At 67.2% G+C, this 14,214-nt stretch carries 17 protein-coding genes; 7 read left to right on the top strand and 10 right to left on the bottom strand.

Annotation, left to right across the window (positions count from 1 at the left end):
• Positions 1-376 precede the first annotated feature (376 nt).
• The 7 genes from EV643_RS42040 to EV643_RS42010 all read right to left on the bottom strand — a co-directional run bounded on the left by EV643_RS42040 (position 377) and on the right by EV643_RS42010 (position 5,765).
• Positions 377-949, bottom strand: coding sequence for an SRPBCC family protein (locus EV643_RS42040; protein WP_202870036.1), 573 nt, complete (start codon positions 947-949; stop codon positions 377-379).
• A 10-nt stretch (positions 950-959) separates the two neighbouring features.
• Positions 960-1,769 carry a Crp/Fnr family transcriptional regulator gene (locus EV643_RS42035; protein WP_133805825.1) on the bottom strand — a complete coding sequence of 270 codons (810 nt, stop codon included), beginning with the start codon at positions 1,767-1,769 and terminating at the stop codon, positions 960-962.
• 10 nt (positions 1,770-1,779) lie between these two features.
• Positions 1,780-2,265 (bottom strand): hypothetical protein, encoded by a 486-nt coding sequence (locus EV643_RS42030; protein WP_133805824.1) that lies wholly within the window; start codon positions 2,263-2,265, stop codon positions 1,780-1,782.
• A gap of 192 nt (positions 2,266-2,457) precedes the next feature.
• Entirely contained in the window at positions 2,458-3,099 is a 642-nt protein-coding gene (locus EV643_RS42025; protein WP_238166185.1) for a class I SAM-dependent methyltransferase, read from the bottom strand.
• A complete protein-coding gene (locus EV643_RS46290) occupies positions 3,060-3,338 on the bottom strand; it encodes a hypothetical protein (protein ID WP_238166184.1) in 279 nt (92 codons plus the stop codon). Before EV643_RS46290 ends, EV643_RS42025 begins: the two co-directional genes overlap by 40 nt.
• Before the next feature lie 154 nt (positions 3,339-3,492).
• On the bottom strand, positions 3,493-4,578 hold the full coding sequence (gene nrtS / locus EV643_RS42015; protein ID WP_238166183.1) for a nitrate/nitrite transporter NrtS: 1,086 nt from the start codon (positions 4,576-4,578) through the stop codon (positions 3,493-3,495).
• The gene (locus EV643_RS42010; protein ID WP_133805822.1) at positions 4,575-5,765 is read right to left on the bottom strand and encodes a DUF3179 domain-containing protein; all 1,191 of its coding nucleotides are present in this window, start codon (positions 5,763-5,765) and stop codon (positions 4,575-4,577) included. The genes nrtS and EV643_RS42010 overlap by 4 nt, the downstream gene beginning before the upstream one ends.
• A gap of 84 nt (positions 5,766-5,849) precedes the next feature.
• Between EV643_RS42010 and EV643_RS42005 the strand changes: the two genes are divergently transcribed.
• Positions 5,850-6,410 carry a redoxin domain-containing protein gene (locus EV643_RS42005; RefSeq protein WP_166665787.1) on the top strand — a complete coding sequence of 187 codons (561 nt, stop codon included), beginning with the start codon at positions 5,850-5,852 and terminating at the stop codon, positions 6,408-6,410.
• Between the two features lie 5 nt (positions 6,411-6,415).
• Positions 6,416-7,375, top strand: a complete 960-nt coding sequence (locus tag EV643_RS42000) for a cytochrome c biogenesis CcdA family protein (RefSeq protein ID WP_133805820.1) — start codon at positions 6,416-6,418, stop codon at positions 7,373-7,375.
• Between the two features lie 146 nt (positions 7,376-7,521).
• On the opposite strand, the gene EV643_RS41995 is transcribed toward EV643_RS42000, so the two are convergent.
• A complete protein-coding gene (locus EV643_RS41995; protein WP_133805819.1) occupies positions 7,522-8,121 on the bottom strand; it encodes a TetR/AcrR family transcriptional regulator in 600 nt (199 codons plus the stop codon).
• Between the two features lie 271 nt (positions 8,122-8,392).
• Here EV643_RS41995 and EV643_RS41990 point away from each other — a divergent pair, with 271 nt between their 5' ends.
• Positions 8,393-10,504, top strand: coding sequence for an MMPL family transporter (locus tag EV643_RS41990; protein WP_238166182.1), 2,112 nt, complete (start codon positions 8,393-8,395; stop codon positions 10,502-10,504).
• A gap of 8 nt (positions 10,505-10,512) precedes the next feature.
• The gene (locus tag EV643_RS41985; RefSeq protein ID WP_133805817.1) at positions 10,513-11,016 is read left to right on the top strand and encodes a hypothetical protein; all 504 of its coding nucleotides are present in this window, start codon (positions 10,513-10,515) and stop codon (positions 11,014-11,016) included.
• A 237-nt stretch (positions 11,017-11,253) separates the two neighbouring features.
• On the opposite strand, the gene EV643_RS44565 is transcribed toward EV643_RS41985, so the two are convergent.
• Together EV643_RS44565 and EV643_RS41975 are read right to left on the bottom strand one after the other, a co-directional pair.
• Positions 11,254-11,496: a hypothetical protein gene (locus EV643_RS44565; protein WP_166665786.1), complete on the bottom strand. Its 243-nt coding sequence runs from the start codon at positions 11,494-11,496 to the stop codon at positions 11,254-11,256.
• A 34-nt stretch (positions 11,497-11,530) separates the two neighbouring features.
• The gene (locus tag EV643_RS41975; protein WP_133805816.1) at positions 11,531-11,827 is read right to left on the bottom strand and encodes a hypothetical protein; all 297 of its coding nucleotides are present in this window, start codon (positions 11,825-11,827) and stop codon (positions 11,531-11,533) included.
• 68 nt (positions 11,828-11,895) lie between these two features.
• Here EV643_RS41975 and EV643_RS41970 point away from each other — a divergent pair, with 68 nt between their 5' ends.
• From EV643_RS41970 to EV643_RS41960, 3 genes are all read left to right on the top strand, one after another.
• A complete protein-coding gene (locus tag EV643_RS41970; RefSeq protein WP_202870035.1) occupies positions 11,896-12,633 on the top strand; it encodes a helix-turn-helix transcriptional regulator in 738 nt (245 codons plus the stop codon).
• A gap of 140 nt (positions 12,634-12,773) precedes the next feature.
• Positions 12,774-13,757, top strand: a complete 984-nt coding sequence (locus tag EV643_RS41965) for a hypothetical protein (protein WP_133805815.1) — start codon at positions 12,774-12,776, stop codon at positions 13,755-13,757.
• A gap of 1 nt (position 13,758) precedes the next feature.
• Positions 13,759-14,205 (top strand): cupredoxin domain-containing protein, encoded by a 447-nt coding sequence (locus EV643_RS41960; protein ID WP_133805814.1) that lies wholly within the window; start codon positions 13,759-13,761, stop codon positions 14,203-14,205.
• Positions 14,206-14,214 lie beyond the last annotated feature (9 nt).

Here is a 14,214-nt window from a genome sequence, read left to right as displayed (position 1 = left end):
CCAAGACCTCGACATCCGCATCATCGACGCCGCCACCGGAGAACTCCTCAGAGAACTCGTCCTCGACACAACCCACCGCTACCAAGGCACCGGCAAACCACCAGGCCCCACCCGCTAAAAACCAAGGACGGCCGAACCCACAACTATTGGGTTCGGCCGTCCGCGATGTCCTGAGACATCACATCGTGGAGGTGGCGGGAATCGAACCCGCGTCCTTCAAACAGCACTGGTGGGGCTTGGTTGCCAGGCACTGAATCCCTTGCGCTACAGCATTTTTATAGTTGCCCACGGTTGTCCGACAACGGCGTCCAACGGTCATAAAGTGGTCGTAAGTTGGTCGCGATTCAGGATCTCAGGGCGAAAGTGAAGCACTCACCTACCTCTGGTGGCGAGCTCGGTGCTCTGCTTCGTCTTGGATGGCTGTGAGTGAGGTTCTCACGGTAGCCAGCCACTTGGCGGCGACGAGGTCTCCCCACAGACGTCCCAGTGCCCACAGATCGGTGCCTAGCTCGCCGGTGTAGGTCAACCGCGTGCCATCGCCATCGCCTGACAACACAAACTTCTCCACTACATGTGGAACCGGTCCGCGGACCAATCGGAAGTCGATGCGTTCCGGCCGGGTGAACCGAACTGTCTCCACCGTCGTGGCCCTCAAGCCGCCACGGATGGGTGTGTAGTGCGCGGCTAGCACGAGGTCGGTGCCGCGTTCAATCACCCGCACCTTGTCGCGCAAGGCTCGGGTCGTGCGCTCGGCGTACGGCGCCGCGATCACGTCGAAGACCAGGTCGGGCGGCGCGGCGATGTGGATCTCCAGCGGTCCGACTGACCGGATCCGCCGCCCGATCCCGAGGTCCACCGGGGCTGCTCCGGTGACCAGCCCGAGGTAGGCGCCGGAGCCGGCCAGGAGTCCACCGGCGGCAACGAACGCCACCCGCCAGGCGCGCTTCACTCGGGTGTCCTCACTGGCCGGCTTCGGCTGCGATCGTGTCCGGGTCGAGGATGGTGATCTTGCCGCGGCCGAGGCGGAGCAGACCTTGCTCGGCGTACTCGCCGAGGACTTTGGTGGTGGTTTCGCGCGACGTGCCGGTCAAGGCAGCGATCTGTTCGTGGGTCAGCGCCAACTGGACGCCTCTGCCCAGTGGACGTTTCTGCTGTTCGCGGGCAAGCAGGCACAAAGTGGCCGCGACCCGATGCGGCACGCTCTTGAACACCGTGTCGGAGAGCCGGCGCTCGAGTTCGGCGACGCGGCGGCCGAGGATCTCCGAGATCCGGATCGCGATGCGGGGGTCGGACAGCAGGAAGCGGTGGACGTCGGCGCGTGCCATCACGCAGACCACGACGTCGTCGAGGGCCTCGGCGAAGTTGTCGTGCATCTGCTGACCCAAGAGGAGCATGTCGCCGAAGATCGTGCCCGGCGTGATGAGGGCTGTGGTAAGCGCGCGGCCGTCGGGCGAGACGCGGAAGATCCGGACCCTGCCCTTCTTCAGGATGAACAGGGTCTCGCTCGGTTGGTGGGGCGAGTACAGCAAGTCGCCGGCCGAGTAGGTCTTCATCGGGGCAGCGGCAGCGATGGCCTCCATCTCGGCGGCGGACAGGTCGGCGAAGATGTCGACCTCGGCCATGCACCAGATGTCGTCGCCGGTGGCTCGTTCCACGTCGGCCCACTCCTCGCGTTGTCCCGGCGCCCAGGGCGGGAGCAAGGACCCAGACTGCTGGTCGAGGGCATCCAGGCCCTCGACCAGACAGTACCGCTGATCGGCATCACCCACGACACACCACTCAGGACGGCCTGGACAGCATCGGGCGGCCCATGATGTAGCCGGCGACGAGTAGCAGGCCGTAGATCAGGTGCCCGGCCAAGCTCCACCACTGGTTTGCGCCGACCTCGAAGACCATGGCGTCCATGCCCAGCCAGGCAGGCATGATCCACAGCGCGCCAGCGATCCACCACGCGACGCCGTACAGCAATCCGAGCAGCATCGCCGGGCCGCGTCGGGTGAGCCAGCGGGAGAACAACAGAACGAAGATCACCCCGAACAGCGCCGAGTTGAACAGGTGAATGAGCCAGCCCAAGCCAGTCGAGGGATCGGAGATCAGGTCTCCGACCTGGTCGATCATCTGGACGCCGGGCATCATCTTCGGGTCGGCGTCGCGGAGCTGCATGATGATGCCCAGCGGGATTCCGGCCACCACGCCGGCGGCGGCGCCGGTGACCAGGTTCATCGGTAGTGCTCGCATGCTTGTTGTCGCGCCAGTCGAAGCCATGACAGTTCCTCCTCTAGCCGTCGCCCGAGAACGTACGCCTGGTGACCACGCTCGTTCGGTGATGGCGCTCACAGTTCGGGCGGTACGGCCGTCCACAGTCACGAAGAGCTCTGCGGCGACATGGACCTTCTGTCTGCGGTGACACAGAACGACGCGGGGTGGCATGCCCGAGCCGGGTCCTTCCCGCGAACGCTAGGCGGGCTTGTCGGCGACGAGTAGTGCATAGCCGTGCACGCCGTCGGCCACCGCGGTTCTCACGGCGCCGAGCACTGGGCCGGCGCGTTCGACATCGACACCGTTGGCTTCCAGCCTCGCCCGGGAGGTCAGCCGCAGGAACTGCAGGCGGGCTTCGATCTGATCGATCATCCGGCCGATCGTCGCGTCGTGATGCTCGATTACGGAGACCCGCAACCCGGCCATGGTCAGGATGTTTGCGTACTCGGCCGCGGGGCGGGCATCGGCGACACAGGCGACCCAGGCGCCAAGCGTCGTGAGTTCGGGAGGGAGCCGGTCCGGGTCGACGGTGACGTCGGTGATGCCGACCCTGCCACCTGGTCGCAGCACGCGGGCGAACTCGGCCGCGGCTGCGGGTTTGTCCGGGAAGGTGCACAGTGCGCATTCGCACACCACCGCGTCGACGGATCCGTCCGACACGGAGAGCTTCTCGGCATCCCTGAGCCGGAAGCCGACCCGGCCGGACAGCCCAGCGGCCTGGGCGGCCCCGTTGCTGAGGGCAACGTTCGCCGCGGACAGGTCGACGCCGACCATGCTCACGTCGTACTCGGTTGCGATCGTCAGCGCCGAGGTGCCGCGCCCGGAGGCAATGTCGAGCACCGACTGCCCTTCGCATAGGTCGAGTCCAGCGGCCAGCCGGCGGGTGAGGGGCTGGCCACCGCGTGCTCGCGGCACCGCTTGCGCAGATACACCTTGTCGTCGCGGATATTGACCTGTGCGTCGACCACCACCTTGCACACCGGGCAGATCGAGCGGGTGAACTCCACGAACACCTCAGCGCGGTCCCGCTTCTGCGGTCCGTCCTCAGACTCGGCCACCAGATCTGTTGCCTCAGTCATTGACTGTCCCTTCGTTAGGCTCAGGAGTCGCGGGGCGACGACCTGGACGCCGTTCCAGATCGCTTGCACAGACATCGATCTCCAATTCTCTTTCCGACCGGACCTGAACACGCCCGAGGCTAGGCGACCTTGGCCGCAGGTTCGGTGACCATGCTCACTGAAACAACTCACCGCCCGGCTCGATGAGGGGCAGGTGTGCAACGACACGACGCAACGGCAGCGGCAACCCGCGTCCCGGGGTAGCCCACGACGCAAGGACATCCTTGGCTCGATTGAGGGACTCGGTGTCCACGCCCGGCAGATACAAGGCATCGATGAGCAGCGCCGCGTCGGACGGGTCGGCGATCTCGCAGTGGTACATGCGGCGCTGGTCGGAGTCGACAACGAAGCCGTGCGCGCGCAACAGCCGGGCAAGGCCGTCGCGAGCCTGCGGGTTGGGCCACGGCTCCGATCTGATTCCCAAGGCCCGCATCACGCGGACCCAGCCGAGCACCCCGGACGACCTCGGCCCCACCCTGGAGGGGACCAGCGCAACCACCATCCCACCCGGCCGCAGAACCCGCCGTACCTCGGCCAGCACGACATCCATGGGCGTTAGGACCTGCAGGCACATCGCGGCACACACGGATCCGATCACGCCATCGGCCACGGGCAGCGCACCCGCGTCACCGCGCACCAACGGCCTGCGACCGGCGGCCGCGGCGACAGCCAGCTCGCTCGCCGACGCGTCGATACCGATCCATCGCTCCCGGCGCAGCAATAGCCGGGTGGGCGCGGATCCGCACGCGAGATCAAGGATCGGGCCGGGCTCATCGCGTAACGGCTCCACCAGCCACGGATACGGCGCTGCGCCTCGCCCGGCCATCGCGCCGGTCAGCAGCCGCTCCGTGATGCCGGGCCGGTCCCGGTGATAGCCGGCCAGGTAGCGCGGCCAATCGACGGCGGGGGCCCGCACCCGACGTCCCGACAGGTAACCGATGCTGGCGACCAGGAACGGCACCAGGTAATTCACCGCCACCCGAACCCACGTGCCGGACGTAGTGGCCCCGCCCGCGATCACCGACCCCTGGTTCACCAGCGACAGCACCGTGCCGACCACCGCCGCCACCGGCAGAGCCTTCCTTGCGGTGCGGCCGCGCACTACCAGCAGCACCGCGTCGCGTGGTCGCGCCCACGAGCACCGCTGACAGGTCTGGCCGCCCGAGTGCGGGCACATTTCGTCCGCTGCTCGGGCGGTCACCCGATCACCCGGGTCTCGGGATGGAACGCGACCCACGCGAACCAGAACGTGTCCAGGTGCTGGTGTGGTACCAGCCGCTGTCCCTTCAGCAGGCCGGTGGTTGCCTGCCCCAGAACGTTCCACTGCGAACCGGTCTCCCGGTCACGGAAGCCATTGCCAGCAGCAATGAAATGAAGCCGCCGGCCGTTCACGACAGGATCGAAGACGGCCACGGTGCCGACGTCGCGGCCGCGGACGATGCGTTCGTCGTCGAGGGCGGAGGCCTGGCCCGGCCGGTGCCATACGATCAGATCCTTCCCCTCCGCGGCCACCTCCAGCACACCGGTCCGGGCGATCGCCGACCGCACCACGGCCACCGCGTCACGGCCGCGGGCGACGCCGACGACGCGTTCCTTCACCGGCAGCCGGGCGTCCTTCGTGGGCAGCTCGAACAGCAACTCTCCGGACGGGTCGTCGTACCCGGCGTACGGGTTGCGTCCATACGGGCGGTCGTGGCCGGTGTCGCGGGTCAACACCCACGCCTCCGGGTTCGCCGTACGGAAGTCGCGCCACGCCACCGTGCCCATCGGGATCGCCCGCAGCGTCGTGCCGGTGACTACGCCGAGCGCGGCCTGCCCGGTGAGCTGGGGCCACAGCGACTCGGTCTGCTGGTCGTACATCACCAGATTGTCGGCATACAGGCGACCCGACGTACCGAACGACAGCACCCGGGTCGCGGCCCGCCGCTCGAACGCGACCCCGGAGTTGCACAGCGGGCAGTACGTGACCGCGACCGGCACCCCACCGACCGTGTCGTTGACGATCTCGTGCCAGGTCATGATCTGCAGTGGATACCCGCGGGTCTCGCCTCCGACCGTGAGCGACAGCAGCGGCTCAGTGTCGGCCAGCCAGCCGACCGTCCGGGCGCGGGAGAACCGCGGCTCGTCGATCGGCGGGATCCCGTCCGGCGGCGGCCCGCCGGACATGATCTTGTCCGGGTCGAGCAGCGGTCTCGGCAGCCGCTGGTCACGCATGTTGTCCAGCGCGGACGGGCCGTCCTCCCGCGGGCCGGCAGCGACCTGAGGAAGCTCGACGTGCTCGATCTCCTCTGCAGCGACATCGCTCTGCCGGTCCGTCGTGTCCGCCGGCGAGCACGCCGTGACGACAAGTAGCGTCACGGCCAGGAGCCTGACGATCCGTCCGCGCATGACCCCAGCATCTCCCCGAGGGCGACGCTTGTTCGGTGATCGCGCTCACGGTTCTCTGCCGTAAACACGCTGCAGCATGGCACTGTGAAGACCACCAGCGAGCGTCCGAACGTGACCCTGCGAACCGCCACCGCGTCAGGGCTCCTGGTCGCGCTAGTCGCGGTCAACGGCTGCAGCGGAACGCCGTCGACGGGTACGACACCGGCTACCGCGGCGCCGGACGCGGCCACAGGCCAGACCGCGGCGCCCGCCGACCTACTGAACTTCACCGCACGAACTGTCACCGGGGCAACGTTCGATGGCAGGCGTCTGGCCGGGAAACCTGTGGTGTTGTGGTTCTGGGCACCGTGGTGCGCGACCTGCCGGGCCCAGGCAGGCTGGGTCAGCGCGCTGGCCGAGAAGTACGCCGGCAAGGTCAGCGTCGTCGGAGTCGGCGGCCTGGACGCGAGCGCCGCGGTCCGCGACTACGGCGCCGCTCTCAGCGGGTTCCCGCAGCTGGATGACGCGAACGGCAGGATCTGGACACGGTTTGGTGTGATCGTCCAGAGCTCGTACGTCGTGCTCGACGCGGCCGGGCGCGTCCAGTTTCAGGGCTACCTGGACAACGACGAACTGGACCGCCGCGTCGCCCAGCTCGTGGGCTGAGCCGCATGCCCGACGGACTGCTGGCGATCGCGCTGGGCGCGGGCATGCTCGCCGCCGTGAACCCCTGCGGGTTCGCGCTGCTCCCGGCCTATCTGTCCCTGCTGGTGACCGGAGACCAGCCACCGAACCGGGCCACCGCTGTCGGCCGTGCACTGGTGCTCAGCGCCGGCATGACGCTTGGATTCGCGGCGGTGTTCGGCGTGTTCGGGCTCGCCGTCGCACCGGTCGCCTCGTCGGTTCAGCGATACCTGCCGTGGTTCACCATCGGCCTCGGCCTCCTACTCGCCGGCGTGGGTGCCTGGCTGCTGGCCGGTCGGCCGATGCCCACCCTTGCGTTGCACCGTCGCGGTCCGGCCGACCTGACCCGGTCATTGCGCTCGATGATCGCCTACGGCGCGTCCTACGCCATCGCCTCGCTCAGCTGCACCATCGCGCCCTTCCTCGCCGTCGTCGTCTCCAGCTACCGCGCCGACTCGATCTGGGCCGGCGCCGCCCTGTTCCTCGCCTACGCCGGCGGAATGGGACTCGTCGTCGCGACCGCGGCCGTCGCGGTCGCACCAGCCAGCACGTCGCTGGTCGGCCGGCTACGCCGAGCCGGCGCCACCGTACCCAAAATCGCAGGCCTGCTGCTGGTCGCTTCCGGTGGCTATGTCGCCTACTACGGCTGGTGGGAGATCCGGACCCTCCGAGGCGACTTGACCACCGACGACCCGGTCATCGACACTGCATCCGCCGTCCAGCACCACCTCGCGAATACCATCGACCGCCTAGGCCTGCCCGGGATCGCCGCACTACTCGCGCTCGTGCTGACCATCGCGGGACTCACCTGGGCCAGAGGACCCCGAAGCCGGCGCAACACCACTGCACGTGACCGCGCAGTAATCCAGCGCCGCATCACGGCTGGCTGGGGCATGTCCGCTCTGACACAGGTTGATGATGAGTTGGGGCATCACCGGTTCGGTTAGATCCGGATCGGGCAGATGAAGTCGCTCTCGGCGACCCGGCTGATCGTGACATCGCCTGCCGCGGCAGCGGCACCTCGGCCAGTCGAGAGCCACAGCCAAGCGCCGTCCGCCGCCCGCTGCTTCAGGTAGGCAACGCCGACCGTGAACTACGCGCAGATGAATACCGAGAGCACAGTCGTGGTGACGACATCGCCGGCTTTGCGTACCGGCAGACGCTGGGCAGCGACCTCCTCTGCGGCCTGGTGCATCAGTCCGAACACAGTTGCGACCAGCCAGTCCCTGGACAGGTCGGTGCGAAAGTCTCCGTCAGCCTGGCCGCGAGCAATGAGCGTCTTGATCCGGCCGAAGAGCGGAGTATGCAGGGCACGCAGCCGCTCAGGCGGCAGCGAGGAGGCCGCGACCAGATAGAGACTGCGATACCGGTCGAGCGTCTGCCAGTGCGAACCTAGAAGGCGGGACAGCGCCTCCGGCGCCGGACCCTGGTCGAGATTGAGCTCCGACACCAGGTCCTTGGCATGAGCGATGGCCCGATCCACAGAGGCCTCGAGCAATGCCTCCCGGGTTGGGAAGTGTGAGTAGAGAGTGACCCGGCTTACGCCCGCCGCACGAGCGACCACAGCCATCTTGACGTCGTCCCCGGCAAGGATGCCCTTCAGCGTTGCATCGAGGATTGCCTCGATGCTGCGCTCAGCATCGGAGCGGTGCCGCGGGCCGACGTTGCCGCTCTTGGCCGCCTTCTGATTCACAGAGCGAGGATACGACGCTCACGGTGAGCCGTCAGATGCCAGGGGCGGACCGCGATGCAGCACGTAACCCTTACATAGGTGTTTGACTTAGCAACTCCCGCCTGCCTACGCTGAATCCTAACAGTGGTGTAAAGGTTACGATCGGCCGAGAGCGTGCCGGAGAGTGGGAGCGATGTTCGCCTGGTGGGGTCGCACAATTGTCAAGATCAGATGGTTCGTCCTGGCCGCGGCGTTCGCGCTCGCGGCGGTCGGGGGCAGCTGGGGCAGCGGGGTGTTCGGGACGCTGACCAGCGGAGGTTTCGACGATCCTGCGAGTGAATCTGTGAGAGCGGCCGAGAGGATCACCGCCGAACTGGGCCGCCAGAGCGCCGACCTGGTGGCCCTGTATTCCAGCGATGGCGGCACGATCGATGATGCCGGGTTCCGCACAAGTGTCTCCGAGACACTCAACAGGCTCCGGGAGCATCCGGACGTCGCAAGTGTGATCAGCTACTACGACACGAAGTCGCCCTCGCTGGTTTCCACTGATCGGCATTCGACCTTCGCTGCCATCACGCTTGCCGCGCCGGACGAGGATGGCAAACGCGCGGCCTACGATGGCCTGCGGCCGGCGCTTGACGCCCCCGGGGTGCGTACTGAGGTGGGCGGCGTGGTCGCCTTCCAGCACACGACGGACGAGCTGACCGAACGTGACCTTGCCCGAGGCGAGATGTTCGCCATGCCAGTGGTGCTGGTTCTGCTGGTTCTTCTCTTCGGCGGGGTGGTTGCCGCTGGTATGCCGCTGCTGATCGGCGTCCTCGCCGTGCTCGGTGCTCTCACCACCACCAGAGTCATCGCAGGTGTCACCGACGTGTCGACGTTCGCGGTCAACACCATCACGCTGCTGGGCCTAGGGATGTCGATCGACTACTCCCTGTTGGTCGTCAGCCGATTCCGTGAGGAGTTGCGCGCCGGATGCGGCACGCCGCAGGCCATCGCGCGGACGATGGCGTCTGCGGGACGCACAGTGCTCGTCTCGGGTCTGACGATCGTGCTCGCGCTGGCGAGCCTGTTGATCTTTCCCCAGGTGTTCCTGCGCTCGATGGGGCTGGGCGGCATGTCGGCGGTTCTGGTGGCGATGATCGGTTCCCTCACGGTCTTGCCTTCGATGCTGGCGATCCTGGGTGAGCGCATCAACGCGATACGTGTGCCTTTGCCGTGGCGACGCGGGCACAAGGCTCAGCCGGCGACTACGGGGCAGCACGGCGCATGGGCGCGGCTGGCGCAGAGCGTGATGCGGCGGCCCGTGCTCTACCTCGTGGCGGTCCTGGGTGTGCTCGGCGTGCTGGCACAGCCGTTCCTGCAAGCAGAGTTCGGCGGTGTCGACGAGAGGGTCATGCCGACGGGCACAGAGGCACGTGTCGTGACCGAGCGGATCGCCGAGGAGTTCCCCGGCAGAAGATCGGCCCCCATCGACACGTACGTCGAGGGCGCATCTCCCGCCCAGGTGGAAGATCTGATCATCCGACTCCGCGGGTTGCCCGGGGTTACCGGCGCAGAAGTTGCCGCGAGCAAGGGTGCCAGCACGCTGGTCTCCGTCAGCTACGACGGTACGCGGACGGGAGACCACGCATACGACGCGGTCCGGGCGATCCGGGATCTGCCGACGCCTGCCGGAGTCGAGGTGCTCGTCGGCGGACGCAGCGCCCTCGATGTCGACCGGCTCGACAGTCTCGGCGATCGGCTGCCGTGGATGGCTGGGCTGATGGCCACCGCGACGATTCTTCTGCTCTTCCTCGCCTTCGGTTCGGTACTGCTGCCCATCAAGGCAGTCGCGATGAACCTCATCTCGATCGCGACGTCGTTCGGCGCCGTTGTCTGGATCTTCCAGGACGGGCACCTGTCCGGCTGGCTCGGCTTCACGCCGACCGGCTTCATCGAGCCCACCATTCCGATCCTGCTTCTTGTCATCCTGTTCGGGCTCTCGACCGACTACGAGGTGTTCCTTCTCTCCCGCGTGCGGGAAGCCTGGGACGAGACCGGCGATAGCATCGCAGCTGTCGCGACAGGTGTGCAACGCACGGGCGGGATCATCACTGCGGCGGCATTGCTCCTCGTCGTCGTTGTAGGCGGTTTCGCGACTGGCCAGATCACCTTCGCAAAGATGATCGGGATCGGCATGGTCACGTCGATCGTCGTGGATGCGACCTTGGTCCGGATGCTCCTGGTGCCCGCGACCATGCGGTTGCTCGGGCGGTGGAGCTGGTGGGCGCCCGGACCCCTGGCTGCGGTGTACCGCCAGCACGGCATTCGCGAGTCGGGCGAGCCGGTGACACCGCCTGGCCAGCCGAGCCTCGTGCCGCAGTCGCCGCTCGACCATGCCGTTTCACTGACTGACAGGTGATGAAACCGATGCCTACTCCGCCGTCGCGCAAGCTTCTACTCACTGTGCATGTCCTCGCCACCGTCGGCCTCTTCGGCGCGGACCTGACGCTGCTGGTCTTGGGCGTCTCCGGAGCAAGAGGACTCGATCCGCAGACCGTGTACCCGGCCGCACATCTTGTGGGTGCGCGGCTGGTCGCGCCGCTCGCCCTGATCGCGCTCGGCACCGGCTTGGTGCTGGGCGCTGCCAGCCCGTTGGGTCTGCAGAGGTACTGGTGGGTGGGGATCAAGCTGACGATCACGGTGGTGCTGACCGCCCTTGTCTACCTCGTTCTCATTCCCAAGCTGGGAGCCGCAGCCGATGTCGCGGCAGGCCCCGCGCCGGACCTACCCGCCGAGTCGGCACGCAGGCAGCTTGCGATCATCCCAGCTGTAGCCTCCGCCCCACTCGCTCTCAATGTCACTCTGGCGATGTACAAGCCGCATCGACGCTGGCGGTCCTCCGAGCGTCGGCCGGCCGCCACCGCAAACTAATCGAGGTTGGTCAGGATGATGACGATCGGCATGATCGGCGGCATGAGCTGGGAAAGCTCAGCCGAGTACTACCGTCTGGCAAACGAACTAGTCAAAGCTCGGCTGGGCGGGTGGCACTCCGCGCGGTGCATCCTCTACTCGGTCGACTTCGCCGACTGCGGCCGATCGTCAGATCGTTCACCAGGTCATCTACGACGAGCTCTGCCTCGGCATCATCAGCGATACATCGAGGGCCGCCTACCGGGAGATCATCCAGCGCCTGGTCGCGGCGGAGGCGATCCGGGGCGGGCTCGGGAGCTTGTCGCCGATCAGACAATCCACCCATGGAGTCGCCGGCAACTCCACGCTTGTGCCCTCGGGCGTCAGGGTCACCTCCCGTTTGGCCAACCCTCCACACAGGAAGCCCGGCACGCCTTCGCCGCCACAGCCGTAGAACTGGAAGCTCACCAGTCGATCTGCGGTGAAGGTGCCCCGGGCCACCAGGCTGCCATGTGGAGCAGGAGACGCTGGCTTGTCATCGCTCGTAGGTCTTGAGGACCTCGAACACGCTGTATTCGCCGTCGTCCATGATCGACCAGAACGCCGCGCAGGCCTCGCTGTCCTGCTCTGCGGCAACGACGCGCTCCATGGTCTCCTCGCAGTCAAAGAAGACGATATCGGCGTAGCCACCTTTGGGGTCTCGCACCAGGATGCGGCGGAGGACCCCCTCCTGCTCCTTGACGAACGCGGCCTCGAAGTCGTCCGACGCCTTGAGCAGCGTCTCCTCGGTAACCCCGCTCTTGAGGGTGAACGGTGCGAGCGCGATGTGCATAAAACTTCTCCTTTCGTCAGCATCGACGCTACTGGCGTACCTGACAGTGATTGTCGTATTTTCGCTCTGTGCTGGATACTGATCCTTCCCGGGGCCGCGCTGGTCGGCTGGAAGCGCTCAAACTGCTCCTGGTCGAGCGGGACCACACGACCATCACGGAGCTGGCACACGAGTTGGGCGTGAGCGTCCGGACTGTCCATCGGGACCTGAGCTTCCTGCGCGACCTCGGGATGCCCGTCGACAGTGACCGAGGCCGGGGCGGTGGCCTGCGCCTCGAGCATGGCTGGTCTCTCGGCCGGGTGCATCTCAGCGAGACGGAGGCCATCGGACTGCTGCTGAGTCTCACGATCGCCGAGAGGATCGGATCGCCACTGCTGCTGGACGACACGCGCTCGATCGCCCGCAAGATCGCCGCGTCGTTCGCCCCGGCGCAGGGTCGGCGCATACTGGCGATCCGCAGACGTATCCTCGTTGGCTCACGTGCTTCCGACCGCGCCCTCTCCTCCTACACGCCGCCGAGCGGGAAAGTTGCCAAGCCCTTGCTCGACGCATTCGCCAACAGGCGGGTCGCCGTCGTGAGCTACCAAGACCAGCACGCTCGGCTGACCGAGCGGGAGATCGAACTCCAGTACCTCTACTACAACGTTCCTATCTGGTACGCGCTCGCCTGGGACCGTCTACGCGACGACATCCGCTCCTTCAGGATCGACCGCATCAAGACGTTCCGACTGCTCCCGGAGACGTTCCCACTCCGGCGCAATGAGAGGTTCCTCGCGGCAGGCGAGCCCGATGCCAGGGCACTGTGAAAGAGGTCGTCATCCAATCGCTGGCTGATCCGTTCGCCTGCCGGTTCATGAAGTCTTTAGGAATGCGACAAGGCCAGCACCTGGGTGCGTACCTAGCGTGGCGAAGCGAGATACATCGTCCGGGGTCGAAGGAGCTGGTCATGTCCCGTATGCGCATCGTCGCCGCCGCCGCATCCGCCGCACTTATGCTTGCTGCCTGCGGCGACGGACAGGAGTCAAGCGCCCCCGAGGCTTCGCCGGCCAGCGTCTCTCCCGCGGAGCCGACCGGAAGTCCGCTGTCCAAGGCCGACATCGTCGCGTTGGCGGCCGCGTTCGGCGACAACCCGCTGACGGGCGGGCAGACCGCGCCGCGGCTGTACCGGTGGGTGAACGATCGGGTGGCTGTATTCGTGCAGTTCGACGAGCGGGACCCGGCGAAGGCGACGGCTCTGCGGTACGTCGGTGTCAGTGTCAAGGGCGTGTTCTGCGCGGAGAACCAGCCCGGTGGCGCCAAGGGCGGATTCCCGCACTTCCACCGCCTGAACGCGGCCGATTACGCCAAGGGTCACGCCGGACCGCCGGGGACACCGGGCTACTGGCTCAGCTGGGTGGCGGTCGACGAGTTCGCACAGCGGGACGGCCGCCAAGTGAAACCCGGCGTCGACTACGAGTTCTCGCCCACCCCTGCTCCCCCACGGTGCGGCGCGAAGCTGCCGAAGACCGACTTCGCCGCGCCCGGCGCGAAGGCTCTGTCCGAGGCGGACCTCGCGGCCCTCGCCGGCCTGTTCACCGACAACCCGCTGACCGGCGGCCAGACGGCACCGCGGCTGTATCGCTGGGTCAACAAGGACGTCGCGGTCTTCATCCAGCTCGACAAGTCGGACCCGGCCGAGGCGACTGCCGTACGGTACATCGGGATCAGCGTCCGCGGCGAGTTCTGCAAGTCCAAGCAGCCATCCGTGGACTTCCCGCACTTCCACCGCACCCACGCGGCGGAGTACTCCAAGGGCCACGGCCAGGCACCCGGCGACCGCGGCTACTGGTTGTTGTGGATGGCAACGGATACGTTCAAGCAGCGCGACGGCCGGCAAGTCAGCCCAGGTGTCGACCGGGAGTTCTCGCCCACCCCGCCACCGGCCTGCTGACGTGCCCACGCAGGTGCGCGCGAGCACGATCATGCTCGTGCTCGCGGGGCTGACAGGCGGATGCAGTCCGGGCGCACCACCCGCGGCGACACCCGAGCAGACCACGACCGCGTCCCAACCGACCACACCGCAACCGGTCGCCCGGCAGGTCGAAGTACGGCTGACCTGCGCGACCGGAGACGACGAGGCACCGTGCGCGTTCCGGCCCGACGACGTCTCCGTCTCCGTCGGCGGCGTGGTGCGCTGGGTCAACGACGACGCGACGTTCCACACCGTCACCTCGACCGCCAGCCCGCAGGTACGCCGGCCGAGTGGCCGCTTTCACGGGGTGCTCGACAGGACCGGGGAGACGTTCACCGTGAGGTTCGCCGAGGAGGGCACCTACGCGTACTACTGCCAGCCGCACGCCGAGTTCATGGCCGGCATCGTCCGCGTCGTACCCGAGTAGCGTTGGGCA

The sequence above is a fragment of the Kribbella caucasensis genome (assembly GCF_004361855.1).
Taxonomy (GTDB): domain Bacteria; phylum Actinomycetota; class Actinomycetes; order Propionibacteriales; family Kribbellaceae; genus Kribbella; species Kribbella caucasensis.
Note: the sequence above shows the minus strand (reverse complement) of the source record. Positions and strands in the feature narration are given on the sequence as shown.